Origin of the sequence: Paraprevotella xylaniphila YIT 11841, assembly GCF_000205165.1 — a bacterium.
In the GTDB taxonomy this organism is placed as follows: domain Bacteria; phylum Bacteroidota; class Bacteroidia; order Bacteroidales; family Bacteroidaceae; genus Paraprevotella; species Paraprevotella xylaniphila.
This window is the reverse complement of the sequence record NZ_GL883867.1, coordinates 81650-102380: the sequence shown is the minus strand read 5'-3', so window position 1 is coordinate 102380 and position 20731 is coordinate 81650. Positions and strand designations below refer to the sequence as shown.

The following is a 20731-nucleotide window of genomic DNA, read 5'->3' as shown; positions in this document are numbered from 1 at the left end:
TTACAGTCCTCCGTCTACCATCCAGATTCCTTGCGGATTGTCGCGGCGCAAGGCTATGTGGCGGATTGCAGAACTGCCGTCGGGGTGGGTCAGCTTATAGAACACGATGACTCCGTTGTAGCCTTTCTTCTCTTTGGCTTCGCTGAAATCTGAAGCCTTGCAGCCTTTCAAGTCTTCGCTGAGTGTGGGAAGTGAGGCCGTGTAATAGTAAAGTGCTTCTCCTGCCATTTGGGGCTTTCCACAGGTGAGTGCTTTCAGGACTCTTTGTGCGGCTTCCGGGGCAGTCTCGTTCTTTAGCTTTTTCAGGCGTACCGGGGCTTGGATTTCCGGTGCGTGGGCCGGTAGCCAGGTCACTTGTGTCGTGTCGGGGCGTTGTATGAGTTGGGTCGGTGTGAGGTGAAGATTATAGTCAATGCGTTCACTTTTCAGCACAAGCGTCTTTTGTCCATTGCGTTCCCACCATATTTGTATGCTCTTCAGCATCTTGTCTTCTTTTGAGAACACGTTCTCGGTGGTACACCGGTAGCTTGTTTCTTCCCCTTCCATCAAAGTCGCTATGTCGGAACCGTATATCTGGGTATGGGTGACTATGGTGATGGTGGAGTCTGTTTCGGTCGTTTCCATCCGGGCACCTTTGTCATCCAGTAATGCCCTTTTTTGTCGCTCTAACAGAGTTTCGGGGTGGAGCAGCGTGGCGAATCCTTCGGCAAAGTTGGCATCGGGTGTGCCGTATACCCCTGAACCGTTCGTGTCCCACATGTACTGCTTCTCGCCGTCCGACATGATGGTGCGTCCGCCTTCTTTTTCAATCCTCCAGAATGTCTTGGCTTCTTGCCGCATGGATTTGATACTGATATGCGTGAATCCGGATTCCGGATTGATGTAGGCGAAGTTCTCTTTCGGAGTGGTACGGGCGTAGATAGACATGGAGAAGCTTTCCGCGTCTCGTGATTTTTGGATGGATTGCTCGAAAACCAAAGGGATGGCAGTGACGGCCTCCGCTTGTGTGGAGAACAGGTTGCTTAGCCCTGTGCCCACACCGGCTAAGAATATGGCTATGGCGGCCGCTACCTGCAGGATTCTGCGTATCAGTTTTTGTTGGGGGGCACCTTGTGGTTGTGAGGGCTGTAACGTGATAACCGGTTTTTGTTTTCCAAACTCCGGTGAATGCTTGGGCGTAAGTAAGTCTACCGTTTGCATGAAGTCTTCGTAATAAGCACGGCACGAAGCGCATTCCTTCATGTGTTGTCTACAAGCTTCTGCAATGGCCGGATCGATTTGTTTGTCACATAAGTCGGCCATATATTTCTTAAAATCTTCGCATTTCATGATGTTTTGTTTTTTGGGTTTTTCTACTTTAGGATTTGATTCCTTTTCTGATTTTTTCTATTCCGTACTGGAATCTGGATTTGGCGGTTGTGACCGGTATGTCCAGGATGGCGGCAATGTCCGAGAAACTGTTATTGCCGTGGATACGGAGCCGGATGACTTCGGCTTGTTCCTCCGGGATTCCTGCTAGCAGGGTCGAGATAAGTTGGAACTCTTGTTCGAAGTTTTCGGCTTTTTCTTCACTGACGTGTGTGGCTTGCTCTATCGGCACGAATTGCCGTGTTTGCCGTCGGCGCAACCGGTCGGTGCAGAAATTGGAAAGGCTTCGATAGAGGTAACTGCGCAAGTTTGCCAGGGGATGACCACCTGCATCTTGTTTTTTAGTATGCAGTTGCAGGAAAATGTCTTGTACGGCATCTTCGGCATCGTCTGCGTTTCCTAACCGGTAACAGGCGTATCTCAGCAAATGAGGTCTTTCGCTCTCCATCAATGCGGCTATTTCCCGATGCGGTTTCTTTTCCGGATGGTTGTTTAGGGTTTGTTTCATATTTCATTCATGTTTTTTAGACTGCAATCTGTAATAATGACGCAATAGGGAGATAAAAGACGTAAAAACTGCCTTCTTTTTTAGATATTACCTAATAAAAAAGAAAAAGGCAGTTTTTACACGGAAAAATAGGTCTGCTGTTTAAGGCAGGTTCTTTTTGTCCTCTTCGAGGTCTTGTCGGGGAAGATTGGCTGCCAACAGCAGCCAACCCGCAACACCGGCTACGATGGATCCGCAAAGAATGCCCAGTTTCGCATCATTGAGGAGTGTACTGCCTTCCATACCTATATTATAGTAGGAAAGGTCGGCAATGAACATGGAGACGGTGAACCCGATGCCCGTCAACATGCAGACGCTGAAAAAGTTTTTCCAGTTGCAGCCCTGGGGTAATTGGACGAATCCCAACTTGACTGTCAGCCAAGAGAACGAGAATACGCCTACGAATTTCCCGATGGCCAATCCTAAAAAGACTGCCAGACCTACTCCGTTGAGCAGGCTGTCCATGCTGATGCCTTCTAAGTTCACTCCTGCATTGGCGAAGGCGAAGACCGGAATTACGAAATAATTGATGGGGTTCTGCAAAGCGTCTTCCAAATCCTGTAAAGGGCTAATCGTACGGTCCGAGGCGTGTTCTATATTTTTAAGCAATATGATTTGTTCGTTGGACAGGATAGTAGTCCCCTTATGATTGGTGGTTGCCTGGTCTATGGGGAAACGGTTGATTTTGTTTCGCAGGTGTTTGACGAAGTGAAGGGCAGAAACTCCGGGGCGTGCCGGGACGAAGAAGGCCACGATTACTCCGGCTATGGTGGCATGGATACCGGAATTCAGTAGGGAGTACCAAACGAATGTCCCGATGACGATGTAGAACATTTTGGACATGACATGACGATGGTTGCCGAAGGCCAAAATCACAAGCAGGAGAGCGGCGTAGGCCAAGTATTGGAAATGCAATTCGGTAGAATAAAAAATGGCAATGACCAAAATGCCGCCCAAGTCATCGGCTACGGCCAAGGTGGCCAGAAATATCTTCAGGCCGATGGGAACCCGTTTGCCGAACATGGAGAGTACCCCCAATGAGAACGCAATGTCAGTAGCCATAGGAATTGCGCTACCCCGTAGCATAAGCGGGTCGTCGGGGCAGGTGAGGACGAAAATCAACACGGGAATAGCCATTCCGCCGCAGGCTCCGATGATGGGGAGCAGGGCTTTCTTCATCGTGGAAAGTTCGCCTACGAGAATTTCCCGTTTGATTTCCAGTCCCACGGAAAAGAAGAACAGTGCCATTAAGAAATCGTTGATGAATTCCAACAAGGTGAGGCATTCCTTCCCGTGGCTGAACAGGTTGAAGTTTCCGATGGAGAAACTGACTGGTTTGTCCCACAAGGCACGGTAGGCATCTCCCCAACCGGAATTGGCCACGACCAGGGCCAAAATTGTAACGATAATCAGAATCAGGCTGGAGTTCACGTATTTCCTGAACATGCTAAGAAAAGTATAATTCCTCATGGCTTTTAGGGATTGGGGGTAAGTGTTGGTTTTAATTTTTGCTATTCCATACGATGGGCGTTCCCGTAGTCGTAATACCCTCGGCTTGGATACTGAGTACCGTAGGTTTGCTGTTGTTATACAAATTGACGGTAGCCTTTCCTTCCGAGTCGAATTTCACATTGGGCATCCAGTACAAGGTACGGCGATAGTCTTTTGTGTCCGGCAAGGGCTTTTGGCTGTAATCGGGGCTATAGAAGTCTTCGCATACGGCATATCCGTCCAACACATAACGTCGGTCACGGTATGTGGGTTGGTAGCCGTCGTTGGGGAATAGGCGGTAGTCGATGATGACATCCGGTTGGTTGTCCCCTTGGTATTTCGGACTGCCTTGTTCGCGGGGGGCATAATCAGTGTAAATATAAAGCTTGTCTAAGTTCCGGAGGTGCCTGTAAGCCTCCATTTTACCTTCTCCGGCCGTGATGACAGGAGGAATCTCAATCTGCGTGCCGTTGAGCATGCGCTGTGGGGCAACGTTCTTGCGGGTATGCTTCAGGTTTATCGGTTTGCCGTCGTACCGGACTTGCAGGAAATAGTCCCTGTCCATGCCCATGTCACCGATATAAGTCAGGGCGACTTGCTGCGGGAAGGTGACCCAGTTGTGTGTGCCGGTGCTCATGCCATAGTCTGCCGTGAGGTTGAACGCGTCGTAAGCGTCTACTACCAAGGCCGGCTTGCTAAGGTCGAGCTTGCGCAACCCGCCCCGTTTGGTTCGTACCGTTATCGTGGCAAGTTGGCGGTCTGTGAAAGATGTTTGTCCACCTTGGCTTTCGAACCGTTCGTCTGCGTCATAGCGCGGTGCGTCGTGGTAATAGCTGTACGGTTTCGGGAATAAGGGATTGAATCGGTTCAACTTGACAAAATAATCCGGGTAGGCCTCCTCGTTGGTGAAGTCCTTCTTCCTTTTTTCCTTGATGTAGTCTTCTCCTTTGTCTTTGTCCGCAGCCGGGAGGAACAGGATGTATTTGTCATATAATAACGGAGTCTTCATGTAAAACATTCCATTCTCCGTTGTTTGCATCAGGTCCATGGTCTGGTTGCCTTGGATGAATGTGGGCCATACGTTGACTTCTTCTTTCAGGTTGCTCATGATGGAACCTGTGGTGAACGGGTCACGTTGGTTGTCCTGAAACATTTGGGTCATAGGATTGTGGTTCGAGGTGTTGCCGGATTCAAGTCCTTTGTTTTCTTGGTTCTGGTTGTCGGCGGCTTCCATGATGTCTTCTATTGTGCCGTCCCGTTCCACGGAGGTGTCAGGGGCGCGCATGGTTCCGGTTTCGGGCAACCAGTTTTCTTCTTTGACATACGTCCCGTAGGCCAATCGGAAATCTTCTATCCGGTTCACACAACCGGAAATGGTTTGGAGCTGTTCCGGCATGTGTTGAAGAGCCATAGGTTCGATACCTGACATGGTTTTCCATGAATAACGTCGCCATCCCTGTACCATCATGAGGAGGTCGAGTGCCTGACGTCGGATACTGTCGTCCGCTTCGAAATAGTAATCCGGGTTCTCGACGAAACCTTTCAATTCGCTTCCCAACAGCATTTCCGTAAGGATGTTGCCGTTGTCGTATGTCAGTTCGTCCGTGGCGTGATCGCGTATTGCCAACGACACATTGGGCGTGCCGGTGGTAGGATTCGTCAGTTGGAGTTGCAGGGAGATGGGCTCGAAAGGTTCGTATTGTGCTTTTACTCCGTCGACGGTTAATTGCGGTGTGTCATATTCGTGGTGGTTAACGAATATCAGGCGGTCGGCGTACACACGTCCTTTCCCGTCGAACAGCGTAAACTGGTTTACTCCCGTAGGGAGTTGGTCGGACGGAATTTCGACGGTAGCTTTTCCGCTGTCGTCAAGCTTGATGTCATAATAGGCTTTCGATACACCGTTGTGCATGATTTGAAGGCCCATGGCCGGTTTCGGGTTCTGGAGGCCGGAGGATTGGATGGAGGCGTTGACGACCTCCCCCTTTTGTACGACAGCCATGGCGCAGCCCTCCTTGGCCGGTTCGGGCAATGCATACATGTAATCATATCCTTCGTATCGGAATACGGCTTTATATTTCTCTCCGGCCGGTATGTCCGGTAAAGTGAATATGCCGCGTCCCCGGTTCATGCTTTTGGCTCGGGCGATTTCCTTCCCGTTCTTATCCTGTACGGATAGCTCGATGTCGATATGTTTTCCTTCTTCCGTGTTGGCTTCGAACGCTACTCTTCCGGTAGTGCCTTCCACGATGTCTCCTCCTTCGGGATAGAAGCGGAGGTCGAGTTTCGGTTTACCTTTTTCGGATTTGAAATATCTTCGCATCGGTCTGAGCGTCATGTCCTTGGTGTAATCTCCGGGAGTTTTTGGATGGTCGAACACCGGGAATACGCGCGAATAAATCTTATCATAGTCCCGGAAAAAATCCTTGGCCATTGATTTAAAGTAGAACATCAGTTCCGTCCACTTGGAATGTGGGTGTTCATATTGCCCGAAGTTCAGCATCCAACGGGTATATGCCCTTAATTCATAATATCCGGCATATAGGGAGTCGGTGAGCGTGAAAGCCCCGTGCCCCGTTCCGTCCGGCATTTCCACCTGTTGCCGTTCTACCAAGTAACCGTCGGGAGTGAGCAGTTCTACATATAATATCTTACTGAGGTCGGTCAAAGTCTGCCGGTCTGAGCGCGTGACGTAGGCTTTATACCATATCGTGTCGCCTACGAAATAGCAGGTGTTGTCGATGTGGAGAAAGACTTTTTCTTGGGGAATGGCCGTACCGAATTTTTCTACTTTCTGGCTTAAGGCCTCCGGGGTGGCAGAGGTTTGCGCTGCGTTTTCCCCTTGCCCCCATACGAAGAGAGAAGAGCAAAATGCAATACCGAGTGCAATGTTACGTTTCATGACATTTCGTTTAGGTTTGATAAGTACAAAGATAGTAATAAAATCTCCCATCAATAAATTTCTACCAAGAATTTCTTAGGTGATGTCCGCCGTTTATTGTTTTTATATCTATCTTTGCCCCAAGTAAAATTATTATGAAACTCAATTATACACATAAAGACTCTTATTATGACACTTATTAAATCTATTTCAGGCATACGCGGAACTATCGGTGGCCACGTGGGCGACACGCTGAATCCGTTGGACATTGTGAAGTTTACATCTGCATACGCCGCATGGATTCGCCGGACGACTACGGTGAAGAGCAATACTATCGTGGTGGGACGGGATGCACGCATTTCCGGCGAGATGGTCAAGAATGTGGTGTGCGGCACACTGATGGGCATGGGGTTCGATGTAGTCAACATCGGACTGGCTTCCACGCCGACCACCGAACTGGCTGTAACGATGGAAGGAGCCTGCGGCGGCATCATCATCACGGCCTCTCACAATCCGCGAATGTGGAATGCCCTGAAACTCCTCAACGAGAAAGGCGAGTTCCTGAACAAGGAGGAGGGCAACGAAGTGTTGCGCCTGGCCGAGGAAGAAGCGTTTGAATATGCCGACGTGGATCATCTGGGGCATTACCGGGAAGAATATACGTATGACCAGAAGCACATCGACTTGGTGAAGAGCCTGAAACTCGTGGACGTGGAGGCGATTCGTAAGGCGCATTTCCGCGTGGCCATAGACACGGTCAACTCCGTGGGCGGCATCATCCTGCCCCGGTTGTTGGAACAATTAGGAGTGGAGCAGGTCACAGGGCTGTTTACGGAACCGACGGGGGACTTCGGCCATAATCCCGAACCTTTGGAAAAGAACTTGGGCGACATCAAGGCTTTGATGCAAAAAGGCGGTCACGATCTGGCATTCGTGGTAGACCCGGACGTAGACCGTCTGGCCATGTTCTGCGAGGACGGGACGATGTACGGCGAGGAATACACCTTGGTGACGGTGGCAGACTATATTCTGCAGCACACGCCGGGAAACACGGTGTCTAATTTGAGTTCCACCCGTGCCTTGCGCGATGTGACCCGTATGTACGGAGGGGAATACAGCGCGGCTGCGGTTGGCGAGGTGAACGTGGTGGCCAAGATGAAAGAGACCCGTGCCGTGATTGGCGGGGAAGGCAACGGCGGGGTGATTTATCCGGAGGCGCATTACGGGCGCGACGCATTGGTCGGCATCGCCCTCGTGTTGACCTATCTGGCCCGGACGGGAAAGAAAATGTCCGAACTGCGTGCCACTTATCCGTCATACTTCATGGCCAAGAACCGTATCGACCTGACGCCGGAGACGGATGTGGATGCCATTCTGGAGAAAGTAAAAGACATGTATAAGGACGAGGAGGTGAACGACATTGACGGAGTGAAGATTGATTTCCCCGACAAATGGGTGCATTTGCGTAAAAGCAACACAGAGCCGATTATCCGTGTGTATTCCGAGGCAGCCACGCAGGCTGAGGCGGAGGAAATCGGGCGGAAAGTCATGGACGTGGTGTATTCGCTGGTTTGACGGACCTGTTCATCATTAACCTGAGGATATATGAAAAAACTGTTATTGTATGTGTGGGGCTTGCTCTTCTGTCTGGGGGGGCGGGCCGGTGGAGAACGGGAAACGGTGCTGTTGCGGGACGGATGGCGGTTCATCCGTGCGGACAATGAGTCGTTCGGCGGAGTGCAGGTAGACGACGGAAAGTGGAAACGCGTGTCCGTGCCCCACGATTGGGCGATAAGCGGGCCGTTCGATGCGAATAACGACCGCCAGTTCATGGCCATCGAGCAGGACGGACAGAAAGAGGCGCAAAACCAGTCCGGACGTACGGGAGGACTGCCTTTCGTCGGCGTAGGTTGGTACAGGCTGTATTTCGATGTACCCGGTTTTGGGACAGACAAACGCGTGGTGCTGATGTTCGACGGGGCGATGAGCCACGCGCAAGTCTATGTCAACGGAAAGAAGGTGGGGAATTGGCCGTATGGCTATAATTCCTTTTATTTCGACGTGACGGATGCCGTGAATGCAAAAGACAATGTGTTGGCGGTGCGCTTGGAGAATGAACCCGAAAGCTCTCGCTGGTATCCGGGAGCCGGGTTGTACCGGAACGTGCATCTGGTCGTGTCGGGCAAAGTCGGGGTACGTACATGGGGCACGACTGTCACTACGCCGGCAGTGCGTGAGGATTTTGCGAAAGTGAAGGTGCGTACGGAACTGGAATATCCCGACGGCACGGACTGCAAGGACATCCGCCTGAAAACCGTCCTGCGTGCTCCCGGAGGACAAAAAGTGGCGGAGCGCGAAACCGCTTTGTCGAGGTATGACGAAGGGGTGCTCGAACAGGATTTTGTGGTGGACCGTCCCCTGTTATGGGATTGCGGACATCCGAACCTCTACCGGGCAGACACGGAAGTGTATTATCAGGGACGTTTGAGCGACACTCACCAAACCACGTTCGGCATCCGTACGATTGAAGTCGTCCCCGAAAAAGGCTTCCTGTTGAACGGGAAAAGGTTGGTTTTCCATGGCACGTGCAATCATCACGATTTGGGGCCGTTGGGCACGGCGGTGAATATGCAGGCCATCCGTTACCGGCTGAAGATGCTGAAGGACATGGGCAGCAATGCTTACCGCACGTCGCACAACATGCCGTCACCGGAACTGGTACAAGCCTGCAACGAGATGGGGATGCTGTTGATGGTGGAGACTTTCGATGAGTGGAAAGCCAAGAAAATGGCTAACGGTTACAACAAGTACTACGACGAGTGGGTGGAACGCGACTTGGTGAACGTGGTGCGTCATTACCGCAACGACCCGTCGGTCGTGATGTGGTGTATCGGCAACGAAGTGCCCGACCAAGGTTCGGTGCAGGGAGCGAAGCTTTGCCGGATGATGCAGGACATCGTGCACCGCGAAGATCCCACGCGGCCCTGCACGCAAGGCATGGACCGTGTGGATGCCGCCATCAAGAGCCACGTGGCGGCTATCATGGACATCCCGGGCTTCAATTATCGTTCCCATCTTTACCAGAAGGCTTATAAGGCATTGCCGCAGCAAGTGGTGCTAGGGTCGGAAACGGCTTCTACGGTAAGCTCACGAGGCGTGTATAAGTTCCCTGTGGAACGCAAGGCCGGGGCGAAATACGACGACCACCAGTCTTCTTCTTACGATGTGGAACACTGCAGTTGGAGCGACCTGCCGGAGGATAATTTCATCCTTTCCGAGGATTTGCCCTACGATATGGGCGAGTTCGTGTGGACGGGCTTCGACTACTTGGGCGAACCGACACCGTATTATGACGATTGGCCCAGCCACTCTTCGCTGTTCGGCATCATCGACTTGGCTTACCTGCCCAAGGATCGTTATTACCTTTACCGCAGCGTATGGAACAAGGCGGTAGAAACCTTGCACATCCTTCCGCACTGGACTTGGCCGGGGCGTGAAGGCGAGGTGACCCCGGTATTCGTGTACACCAATTACCCCACGGTGGAGCTTTTCATCAATGGCAAGAGCCAAGGGAAACGTACGAAAGCCCCCACCGTCAGGCTCGACGAGACGGAAAACGATGAGGCGCGCCGTGCTTTGGCCCGCCAGAAACGTTACCGGCTGATGTGGATGGACACGCGTTACGAGCCGGGCGAGGTGAGGGCTGTGGCCTACGACGAAAGCGGACGGAAGCGCGCAGAGCAGGTCGTCCGCACGGCAGGTAAGCCTTACCGCATCGTATTAAAGGCCGACAAGGACACGTTGGATGCGGATTTACGGGATGAAGATTTGGCTTTTGTCACGGTCAGCGTGGTGGACCGTGAGGGCAACCTCTGTCCCGACGCACAGCATACGGTGAAGTTTTCTGTTCGTGGAGCGGGGTATTACAAGGCCGGAGCCAACGGCAACCCCGTGTGTCTTGAACCGTTCGGCCGGCCGCAAATGCCTGTGTTCAACGGACAGATGACCGCGATCGTGGCGGAAAAAGGACAAGCCGGAACCCTCCGCCTGAAAGCGGAAGCCGAAGGACTGAAGTCTGCCGAACTGGTCTTGCCAGTCAAGCGGACGGAATAAGCCCGGAGGGGAGGAGGGAATCCCTTTTTCCTATTCCTGCGTCTCCGGGGCATAGGTCTCGATGAAATCCTTCTCGAAAGGAAGCGTACGGAGCACGTTCAGGTGAGAACGTGCTTCTTCTTTTTTATGCAAGGCCAGACAAATCCGGACCATCTGTTTGAGCAGGAGCGGAGACGGGCCTTCGGTCTTCAAGTCCGCCTTGCCCAGTTCGTAAGCGATGGGGTATTGTTCCGAAGCGATGCAGTAATCCATCAAAAAGTAATTCCGGACGTTTTCGAGGTTACCGTCGCGGTTATGCAGGTAAATGGGGCGGCTTGTCGGCGGTAACATGTCTATGGGCACCTTGGGCACATCGTTTTCGTCTTCCATCCGCGAAATGGCGTAGTAAGCCGCCACCGTGCCGTAGGTCAGGTCGGAGCGGGAAGCCGTGGCTTGCATGCCCTTCCAGTCCTGCCGTTCCAGTTCGCGCTGCATCCTGGCAGTAGGGCGCACGTAGGGGCGGTACCATTCGTTCATGCCCACGGCTCCGGCTCCCAAAATGAGGATGAATCCCATGGCTTTCCATTCGTCGAGCGGACGGTTGTAAGCCGGCGGGGTGAACAACCCCGAGAGTTTTTTCCGGCTGAAAGAACGAACGAAGACGGCTTGGCAGGCCAGAATGAGGAGGATGCAGAAGGGAATGCCGAGCAGTTTGCCCGTTTCCGCCTGATAGTAAATGTCGAAACCGTGGTAGACGACCACATAAATAAAAACGAATGCCGGGATGTATTTCAGGTATCCGAACCGGCCGCGCAACCTGAAGACATAACCGGACAGCCAAGAGATGAGGGTAAGCATGCCCGACAGGAGGGTGCCGCCCCAAAAGGGCGAGTGGAAAGCTTGGAGCAAGGCGCGCCCGATGATCCACAATGAACCGTAAGGCTTCTCCCATACAGGCCGCAGAGCCTCTAAATCGGTGGTAAAGAAACTGTGCTGTTGGGCGATATAAAGCACATCGCCGTAATAAATGCCGAAAAACGCCCAAAAGGCGAAAAAGAATGCTTTCAGGGAGTCCGGCCATTCCGTCATTACACGGGAGGTGCGGTTTTCCGGTGAATTTTTTTGTTGGTTGTTCATGGGGGGATGGGGTTAAAGGGTTAATTTATGCAGCCAGTATCCGGCCTTGTTTTGGATTTCCGTTTGTTGTTTCTCCAACTCTTGGATGATACCGCATTGTTGTACGGAGCCCCGGACGGCCACCGCGTCGTCCACGGCGGTTTCCTCGTCGCTGTCGATACCGAAACCGGCAAGAGAACCCGTCGAGATGTCCTTCGTGGCATCGGCTATGATTTGCCGGTTGAGTGCCGTGGCGGCGGTTTCCCATTTCCGGATGATGGGCAGGCAGAGCGACGGGATGAAGTCCTTGCCGTAGGCATCGGGGTATATCTCGTGCAATAGGTTCCACGTCCAAGCCCAGGCGAAATCGTCATATCGGTCGTGGATAAGCCGGAACCGTTCCCCCAATTTTTCTATGCGGTCGAGTTGTCCGGTGGTGATGGTTCTTATTATGTCATTGATTTCGCTTATGGGTGCCAGCATGCCGCCGATGTCTCCCCAACGGTCGCTGCATGCTGCACGGGGGCGCAGGAGTTCGCATAGCCCGTCCGAAGGCATGCCCTCATGCGTCTCTAATTGCCGGATCAGTTGTTCGCCCAAGTAACGGTCTAAGGCTAGCCTGTACCATTCTATGCCTTGCTTCACTGATTTCTCTTTGAGCCGCAAGCCGTTCCATGTGATTTCCTTTGCATCTTCCCCGAAACGTCCGGTCAGTCCTTCCAAGGTGTGTATGGCCTGCCATACCCGTTCCATCGTATAAGGGGAAAAGGCGTCGAAGGAGACCGTGTCGGTTTGGGGCACACGTGGGGAACGCCTGTCGCGTGCAGGCCATTTCCCGATGTCGCGCAGCGTGCCCACCCCGCGCAGGGTGATGCCGGGGAGTACGTAATAAGCGTTCCCTTGTTCCACGAGGTAGGAGAAGGGCCATTCGTGACTGTCCGTCCCGGGGGGGCAATGCCCCATGACCAACGAAAATGCTCCGATATGTGCAGGCCACGAGATGTGGCATCCCGAAGCCGTCTTGCAGCCTCGTTCCAAAACGCCGTGGTGGCGGGGGCCAAGTTTATAGGCGTGGTTGCTTTGGTTGGTGCCTGAACCTGCATTCATGAACGAGAACATGCCGCCTATCAACAGCGTGGACTTGTGATGTGTCACCGTATAGGGGCCAGCCAGTATGGCGCATGACTCGCCGTGCTCGGCTTGGCTGTTGCAAGCGAAGTAGGAGTCTGTGGCAGAGAAGCCGTGCCCGATGGCGGAGGCTTGTCCCACGTAGCAACGGCTGAGCATCGCGCCATCAGTGACGTGGCAACCGTTTTGCAGGATGAAATCGCGGGCGATGACCAAATCGCCTACAAAGGTAGGGGCGTCCGGATGGCTGCATACCGTGCCGTTTTCCAACCGGACGGCACCTTCCAGACAGCTGCAAGGCCCGATTTTCACGTTGCGGATCAGTCCGCAGCGGAGTATCCGTGTGCTTTCGCCTATCTTGCCACGGTTGCCGGTTTGCCGTGCGGCGTAGTCCGAAACCAACCGGCGGAGGTTTTGCGTCAACAAGGCATCGTGGCGGTACATGGCCTGCATGTACGCTTCCTGTGCCGACAGGCGGTCATGGATGAGGATGTCCCGTCCTCCGCTTTCGCTCAAGACATGGAGTTCCGTACCGTTGCCGAAAGAGGACGGGCCGGTCATGGCAATGGTGTCCGTATGGAGGACGATGCACTCCGGGGCGATGTCGTAATGGGCGATATACCCGTGGACGTGGGCTATCAGGCAGTCGTCGCCCACGGTGGTACAGTGCAGCGTGGCATGGCGGATACCCGTATGGAGCGTGATTCCGCCCGGCAGCGTGACGGTCTTTTGGAAATTCCCGATACGGTTGGAGCCGGAAAAATGCACGTACGCCAGATGGTGGAGGTCGATATTCGGGTGGACTTCAATGAGTTGCCAGTCCTCGGCCGTGCAGCCTTGCTGTTCCAATTGTCGGATTTCGGCGGGGAGCAGTTGCCGGTATGCTGTGTCGGTATGCGTCTGTAGTTCCATGTCTTTTTCTATGTTGGTTTATTCGAGTTCCTGTTTGGAGGTATAAAGAAACGTTTTTTTTTTGAAAGTCAGTGAGGTTTGCCTTATTTTTTTGCAAGTTTCTCTGGATGGGGATGGCCACGGACTTTATGCTATGGGTGGGCGTGCCAGGCTTTGGAAACAAGGCTTTGTCAAATGAAATCCGACTTCAAAGAGTGTGCGGATTTACCTTACGGAGAATGTTTTTTCGTTCTGCGCCAAATGAAAAATCAATCTCAGGAGAATGAAAAATCGTTTGGCGCAGATTTTTTTGCCGTTCTATGTGGATTTCTATTTTGTTGTGAGTGAGGTGGTTGTGCAATATGGAGAGAAAGTGGAGATACGGGGCTTCGGTGTCTTGGTTTTTCAATGCCTCACCGTAGGGCATAAAAAAAGGGTCAGCGCTCTGACCCAACCTTTGTTAACCTTAAATCTAATACTATGAAAAACACGATGCAAAGGTAGGGAGTTTTGGCTTTCCGGCAAAATATCCGGCTTTTAATATCGAAAAAATGGCTTTTTCTTGATTTATATCAATACGGAGTGCTTTTTTGTGCTAACTTTGTCGGGCAAGAACAAATATATGGTACAAGAATGCTTTGTAGACAATGGATTTGGTTGAAAAGGTTCAGGCATCGTCGCGGATACGGGGTGCACTCTCCCTTTGCGTTCGACTTCCTGACGTATGTGGTGTATGAGCGTGGGGAATATTACGCCTATCGGGAGTTGAAGAAACGCTATCCCGTGTTTTGCCTCTTTGGGGGCTTTCACCGGTTGAAATGCCGCAAGTTCCTTTTTCGCCTGTCCAACTATGTGCATCCGTCGTTAATCCGGATATACGGGCATTTGGAAGAGGCGGAAACGGCTTACTTGGCAGAGGGATGCCGTTCGGCTGCGGTATGCCGGGATGCGTTTTGGAAAGTGAGGGTGCAGGAGAACGGAGGTTTCGTGCGGCAGAAGGAACTGATGGTCGTGGGTAGGGGGATTGCTCCCCGGCATTGGACGGCTGTGGTTTCGCGTCCGTTGACAAGGTGTTCGGTGTGCCTCCTTTTCGGCATACGGGCATCAAAAGCTGCTTTGCGGGCGTGGAACGACGTGAAACGTTTGCCGGAAATCGTAGTGACTTTCGATCTTTACGACTATGGTCTTGTGTTTTATGACCGTTCCAAGCAACGGCAAGATTATATCGTGAATTTTTAAATATACGGAAGAATGAAGAAAAGTAAAGTATATACCCGTACGGGCGATGGGGGAATGACCAGCTTGAGCGGGGGCGTGCGGGTGCCGAAGACGGATGTCCGCGTGGAAGCGTACGGGACTGTGGACGAGTTGAATGCCCACATAGGCGAGTTGATTACTTATTTGGAAGGTGAGGAAGACCGCAAGTTCCTGACAGGTATCCAATGTGACTTGTTCACGATAGGGGCCTATCTGGCTACGGAGCCCTCACGTGCGGAAAAGTTTGGCCGGGAGGTGGTAACGGGAGAAGACGTGGCGCGCCTGGAGCAAGCCATAGATGAGGCGGAAGACGGACTTCCCGGTTGGCGTGGTTTCGTGCTTCCCGGTGGATCCAGGGGGGCGGCCGTATGCCATGTTTGCCGCACCGTGTGCCGCAGGGCGGAACGGCGTATTTTGGAACTGTCCGGAAGTGCGCCGGTGATGCCGGAGGTTTGTGCGTATGTTAACCGCTTGTCCGATTATTTGTTTGTGTTGTCCCGTAAAATGCTATTTATAGAGGGGAAAGATGAAATTGTGTGGAAGAAACGTTGATGGTATCGAAAATATTATTATTTTTGCGCACAAAATAGAAAAACGAAGTTGTTATAAATATTAAGGACTATGTATTGGACACTGGAATTGGCTTCAAAGTTAGAAGATGCGCCATGGCCTGCCACCAAGGATGAACTGATTGATTATGCGATGCGTTCTGGCGCCCCGTTGGAAGTGATCGAGAACCTGCAAGAGATAGAGGATGAAGGCGAAATATATGAGACGATAGAAGATGTGTGGCCTGATTATCCTACGAAAGAGGATTTTCTTTTCAACGAGGACGAGTATTGATGTGTGTCGGTAGGGGAAAGACGGAAAGGCCTGAAGTGATTACTGGAGCGGGTGTACGTGTGCATCCGCTCCATTGTTTTACCTGAAACCGCGATTTTCGTGCGGTGCCGGACAATAAAAAGAAAAAGATTCTGTTTCCTTAAAGTATAACAGTTGTAGAAACGGTGAAGACAAAGGGAAAACTGATAGGGCTTATTTTGGTATTGAGCTTGTTGCCCCAGTGGGCCACGGCTCAGTACGACCCGTCTTTTGTCAACTATTGGGCCATGGCACCTTTTTATAATCCCGCAGCGACGGGCCAGGCTCCCGTGCTGAACTTCCAAGGGGCGTACAGCATGCAGATGGCCGGCTTTGAAAACGCCCCTGCCGTAATGTATGCCTACGTGGATTTGCCGTTGTTCTTCATCAGCGCGAAGCACGGTGCCGGAGTGGGGTTCACCAACGACCAGATAGGCCTGTTCAAACACCAGAAGTTTTTTCTGCAATATGCTTACCACCAACCTTTATGGGGAGGTCGGCTGAGTGGGGGTATCCATTTGTCCATGCTCAGTGAGACGTTCGATGGGGGAGGGTTGGATTTGGGAGAGTCCGGAGACCCCGCTTTTCCTACAGCTGAGGCCAACGGGGCCGGTTTCGATATGAATTTCGGCATCCAGTATGCCCGTAAGTCATGGTACGCCGGTTTTGCCATGATGCATTGTACTTCGCCGACCATCACCTTGGGAGAGGAAAAAGTGAACGAATTTAAGGTCTCTCCTTCTTATTATTTGACGGGCGGGTACAATATACGGCTTAAAAGTCCGTTATATACCATACATACGACCGCCATGCTGCGTTCCGATGCCGTAGGTTTCCGTGCGGACATGACGGGGCGCATCGCTTATCATGGCAGCAAGCATGAGTTGTACGGCGGAGTGTCGTATAGCCCGACGAATTCGGTCAGTTTTCTCTTCGGCGGGGACTTCCACGGCATCAATCTCGGTTATGCGTACGAAATGTACACGGCCGGTATCGGGGCATTGAATGGTAGTCATGAAATCATCATCGGCTATAAGACGGAGTTGAATCTGTTTAAGAAAGGAAAGAATAAACATAAAAGCGTAAGAATATTATAATAATGAATATGAAGTGTTGTGGGTTGATATGGGGAATGATGGCAGGTCTGGCGTTCAGTTCTTGTCTGGGACCCCGTTCGGCGTCCACCGCTACGGGTGGAGAAGTGACCGGTGTCGGGGGAACGGCCTACAGTGAACCGACTCCTTACGGGATGGTTTTCGTGAAGAAAGGTTCATTGAAAATCGGTACGGAAGAAACCGATTCGTTGTGGGGGATGACCCTTCCTACCCGGGAAATCTCGGTCGACGGCTTCTGGATGGATGCCAATGAAGTGTCGAATGCCAAATACCGCCAGTTCGTTTTTTGGGTGCGCGACTCTATTATCCGTGAACGTCTGGCCGACCCCGCATACGCAGGTGACGAAACTTACAAGATAGAAGAGGATAAATACGGGAATCCCGTTACGCCTTATTTAAATTGGAAGAAACCGATACCTTGGAAAAAGCCCAATGAAGATGAGTTGCGGGCTATTGAAAGCGTGTACGTGACAAATCCGGTCACGGGGGAGCGGATGTTGGATGCACGTCAGATGAATTACCGTTATGAAGTGTTCGACTATACTGCTGCTGCTTTGCGCAAGCACCGCCTGAATCCGGAGGAACGCAACCTGAATACCGATCATGCAGTGGATGCGGACGAAGTGGTCATGATATCCAAAGACACGGCTTACATCAACGACGAAGGGCGCATCGTGCGTGAAACCGTTACCCGTCCGCTTTCGGGGTTACATGATTTCCTGAATACTTATATCGTGAACATTTATCCGGATACGACGTGTTGGGTGAACGACTTTTCCAATGCGGAAAACGAACGTTACATGTTGCAGTACTTCTCTAACCCGGCTTATAATGATTATCCCGTGGTGGGAGTGACTTGGGAACAGGCCAATGCCTTCTGCGATTGGCGTACGGAGTTTCTGAAACGCGGTTTGGGGGCGGCAGCCCGTCAGATACAGCCTTACCGTTTGCCGACAGAGGTGGAATGGGAATTTGCCGCACGCGGTCCCGAAGGTGCTTTGTTCCCGTGGGAGACGAAAGGGGTGAAAAGCGAGAAAGATTGTTATTTTGCCAACTTCAAGCCCGACCGTGGGGATTATACGGATGACGGGAGCTTGATAACGTCTAAAGGTGGTTCTTATTCGGCCAATTCCAACGGTTTGTTCGACATGGCGGGAAACGTGGCGGAATGGACGAGTACGGTGTATACCGAATCGGGCGTGGACGGCATGAGCGACATGAACCCCGAGCTGAAATACAATGCCGCGAAAGAAGATCCTTATCGCCTGAAGAAGAAGTCGGTGAGGGGTGGTTCTTGGAAAGATCCGGAATCCATGATACGTTCCGTATGGCGTTCATATGAATATCAAAACCAACCTCGTTCGTACATCGGTTTCCGTTGTGTACGTTCCGTGTCGGGGACAACTAATAAACGTAAATAGAAAGATTAAAGAGGTAAAAATATGGCTAAGAATAGAAAAAACATAATAATCCGTATTCAGGATTGGATTGAGTCGGTACCTGGACAGACATTCCTGAATTATGCGTACAGTTGGGGAGCAGCCGTGGTTATTCTTGGAGCTTTGTTCAAACTGACTCATATCCCCGGGGCTAATGCGATGTTGTTCATCGGTATGGGTACGGAGGTTTTGGTGTTTTTCATCTCCGGTTTCGACCGTCCGGCAGAACTGAAGCGCGATGAAGACCGGATGAGTCTGGCTTCGGATGAAGGGGATTGGGATGAAGAGGCTGTTGGCGGAAAGGAAGCCGAGAACCTTCCTGAGGTTGCGCAAGGTGGAGTGGCCCAACCGGTTGTGTCCGGTGGAGGGGTATCCCAACCCATAGTTGTGGGAGGGCCGGTCGTAGTCGGAGGAAATGGAGGCACTCCTCTTTCCGGAGCAACGGCTGCTGTAAATCCGGAAGTTTCTGGCGCAGCAGGCGGCGGAACACAAGGCATGCAGGACAGCGTGGGGCAACAGGCATTGGATATAAAGGCTTTGGCCGATATGGTGAATGCTTCCAATGCAGAACTTTTTGCCAAAGTGCTTGAAGATGCCCGTAACGCTTCTACTCCCGAAATGAAGGAGGCGGCTGAAAACTATGTGGAAGAGCTGAAGACGTTGACCGAAACCTTGGCGCGCGTGTCCGAACAGGCTGAACACATGACGCGTGATGCCAAGGAGATGGATAATCTGAATCGTACGCTGACGGGTATCAACACGATATACGAGATGCAGTTGAAGAGTATCAGCACGCAGGTGGGCACGATAGACCAAATCAACGAACAGACCCGCAAGATGGCGCGTCAGATAGAAGAATTGAACGGTATTTACAACCGTATGATTCAGGCCTTGACGGTGAACATGAAACATACGCCGGGCGGTTCGATAACAGAATAAACGGATTAATCAGAAAGGAATACGAAATGGCATCCCAGCAAAATAGAATGTCTCCGCGCCAGAAGATGATCAACCTCATGTATGTGGTGTTGATGGCCATGTTGGCCCTGAATGTGTCTTCCGATGTGTTGAACGGTTTTTCATTGGTGGAAGACAGCCTTCTGCGGACTACGGCGAATGCTTCTGCGTCCAACGAAGCTCTTTATAGGGATTTGCAGGGACAGATGGAGGCCAATCCGGCCAAAGTGAAGGAATGGTTCGACAAGGCACAATATGTGAAGAAAATCTCAGACTCCTTATATAATTATGCGGAAGTCCTGAAAGTCAGTATCGTGAAACAGGCTGACGGGGCAGACGGTGACGTGAAAAACGTGCAGAACAAGGAGGACCTGGAGGCGGCTTCCCATGTGATGTTGGCACCGCGCAGAGGAGAAGGACAGAGGTTGTTCGCGGCCATCAACAATTTCCGTGAAAGCATCGTCGGCATGTTGACAGACGAGGCACAAAAGAAAATCATTGCGGACAACCTGAGTACGGAAGTGCCGGACAAGGCCGGTACTTTGGGGAAGAATTGGCAAGAGTATATGTTTGAGAATACGCCGGTGGCTGCGGCAGTCACTTTGCTCTCCAAATTGCAAAGTGATGTGCGGTATGCCGAAGGAGAGGTGCTTCATGCCTTGGTGGCCAATATAGACATGAAAGACTTGCGTGTGAACGAGTTGAATGCGTTTGTGATACCGGCTTCGCGTACGGTGGTACAAGGTGGAAAGTTCAGTGCCCAGATTATCATGGCAGCTGTGGATACGACCCAACGTCCGACGGTATATGTCGGCGGACGGCAAATCACTTCGCCGGGCGGACTGTATGAGACGGTTTGCAGCAGTACGGGCGATTATACGCTGAAAGGTTATATTGAGATGATGGACGGACGTGGCCAGATGGTGCGCAGGGACTTCTCTCAGCCTTACACCGTGGTGGCTCCTTCGGCTACGGTGTCGGCAGACTTGATGAATGTGTTGTATGCCGGATATGAGAACCCCATGAGCGTGTCTATTCCCGGGGTTCCGGCCAATAAGGTGGTGGCTTCCATGAGCGGAGGAGTGTTGCAGCCCACAGGGGCGGGCAAATATATGGCCCGACCGGCAGAAGTAGGCAAGGATGCCGTGATTACGGTCAATGCCAATATGGAGGGACGCATGCAGAAGATGGGACAGTTTGCCTTTCGTGTGCGTAAGTTGCCCGACCCGTCGGCTTATATAGAGTATGCGGCGGAAGGCGGAAATAACCGTTTCCGTGGCGGGCGCTTGTCCAAACAAGTGTTGATGGGGACGAAAGGCATCGGCGCAGCTATTGATGACGGGCTTTTGAATATTGAATTCCGGGTGCAAGGGTTCGAGACGGTGTTTTTTGACAATATGGGCAATGCCGTACCGGCGGTGTCGAACAGTGCGTCTTTCACCGAGCAACAACGTACGATGTTCCGTTCGTTGGGACGTGGGAAACGGTTTTATATTTCCCGTATAAGAGCCGTAGGACCCGACGGGGCTGAGCGGACGCTCGATGGCTCTATGGAAGTGATTGTCAACTAATGAATGGATGGAAATGA

15 protein-coding genes are annotated in these 20731 nt (G+C 52.0%); 9 read left to right on the top strand and 6 right to left on the bottom strand.

Annotated elements, in window-relative coordinates:
- The 4 genes from HMPREF9442_RS10375 to HMPREF9442_RS10360 form a co-directional block, all read right to left on the bottom strand.
- Entirely contained in the window at nt 1-1329 is a 1329-nt protein-coding gene (locus tag HMPREF9442_RS10375; protein WP_008628269.1) for an anti-sigma factor family protein, read from the bottom strand.
- 28 nt (nt 1330-1357) lie between these two features.
- Nucleotides 1358-1876 carry an RNA polymerase sigma factor gene (locus HMPREF9442_RS10370; RefSeq protein WP_008628267.1) on the bottom strand — a complete coding sequence of 173 codons (519 nt, stop codon included), beginning with the start codon at nt 1874-1876 and terminating at the stop codon, nt 1358-1360.
- 141 nt (nt 1877-2017) lie between these two features.
- Nucleotides 2018-3385, bottom strand: coding sequence for a Na+/H+ antiporter NhaA (gene nhaA, locus HMPREF9442_RS10365; protein WP_008628265.1), 1368 nt, complete (start codon nt 3383-3385; stop codon nt 2018-2020).
- Nucleotides 3386-3416: 31 nt separating this feature from the next.
- Entirely contained in the window at nt 3417-6359 is a 2943-nt protein-coding gene (locus tag HMPREF9442_RS10360) for a hypothetical protein (RefSeq protein ID WP_008628262.1), read from the bottom strand.
- Between the two features lie 117 nt (nt 6360-6476).
- Here HMPREF9442_RS10360 and glmM point away from each other — a divergent pair, with 117 nt between their 5' ends.
- The gene (glmM, locus tag HMPREF9442_RS10355; protein ID WP_008628260.1) at nt 6477-7862 is read left to right on the top strand and encodes a phosphoglucosamine mutase; all 1386 of its coding nucleotides are present in this window, start codon (nt 6477-6479) and stop codon (nt 7860-7862) included.
- A 30-nt stretch (nt 7863-7892) separates the two neighbouring features.
- Nucleotides 7893-10400, top strand: coding sequence for a glycoside hydrolase family 2 TIM barrel-domain containing protein (locus HMPREF9442_RS10350; protein ID WP_008628258.1), 2508 nt, complete (start codon nt 7893-7895; stop codon nt 10398-10400).
- A 30-nt stretch (nt 10401-10430) separates the two neighbouring features.
- Here HMPREF9442_RS10350 and HMPREF9442_RS10345 read toward each other — a convergent pair whose 3' ends face one another.
- On the bottom strand, nt 10431-11516 hold the full coding sequence (locus HMPREF9442_RS10345; RefSeq protein WP_253271090.1) for a DUF6057 family protein: 1086 nt from the start codon (nt 11514-11516) through the stop codon (nt 10431-10433).
- 12 nt (nt 11517-11528) lie between these two features.
- Nucleotides 11529-13535: a DUF4954 family protein gene (locus HMPREF9442_RS15885; protein ID WP_040602947.1), complete on the bottom strand. Its 2007-nt coding sequence runs from the start codon at nt 13533-13535 to the stop codon at nt 11529-11531.
- A 612-nt stretch (nt 13536-14147) separates the two neighbouring features.
- On the opposite strand from HMPREF9442_RS15885, the gene HMPREF9442_RS16775 reads away from it, so the two are divergent.
- From HMPREF9442_RS16775 to porM, 7 genes are all read left to right on the top strand, one after another.
- Nucleotides 14148-14753 (top strand): hypothetical protein, encoded by a 606-nt coding sequence (locus HMPREF9442_RS16775; RefSeq protein ID WP_232038393.1) that lies wholly within the window; start codon nt 14148-14150, stop codon nt 14751-14753.
- 12 nt (nt 14754-14765) lie between these two features.
- A complete protein-coding gene (locus HMPREF9442_RS10325; RefSeq protein WP_008628239.1) occupies nt 14766-15323 on the top strand; it encodes a cob(I)yrinic acid a,c-diamide adenosyltransferase in 558 nt (185 codons plus the stop codon).
- A 69-nt stretch (nt 15324-15392) separates the two neighbouring features.
- Entirely contained in the window at nt 15393-15614 is a 222-nt protein-coding gene (locus tag HMPREF9442_RS10320; protein WP_008623219.1) for a DUF2795 domain-containing protein, read from the top strand.
- 164 nt (nt 15615-15778) lie between these two features.
- Entirely contained in the window at nt 15779-16729 is a 951-nt protein-coding gene (locus tag HMPREF9442_RS10315; RefSeq protein ID WP_008628237.1) for a PorP/SprF family type IX secretion system membrane protein, read from the top strand.
- A 2-nt stretch (nt 16730-16731) separates the two neighbouring features.
- Nucleotides 16732-18168, top strand: coding sequence for a T9SS ring complex lipoprotein PorK/GldK (porK, locus tag HMPREF9442_RS10310; RefSeq protein ID WP_008628235.1), 1437 nt, complete (start codon nt 16732-16734; stop codon nt 18166-18168).
- A gap of 21 nt (nt 18169-18189) precedes the next feature.
- A complete protein-coding gene (gene porL, locus HMPREF9442_RS10305) occupies nt 18190-19125 on the top strand; it encodes a type IX secretion system motor protein PorL/GldL (RefSeq protein ID WP_008628234.1) in 936 nt (311 codons plus the stop codon).
- Nucleotides 19126-19151: 26 nt separating this feature from the next.
- On the top strand, nt 19152-20714 hold the full coding sequence (gene porM / locus HMPREF9442_RS10300; RefSeq protein ID WP_008628232.1) for a type IX secretion system motor protein PorM/GldM: 1563 nt from the start codon (nt 19152-19154) through the stop codon (nt 20712-20714).
- The last annotated feature ends 17 nt before the right edge of the window (nt 20715-20731 follow it).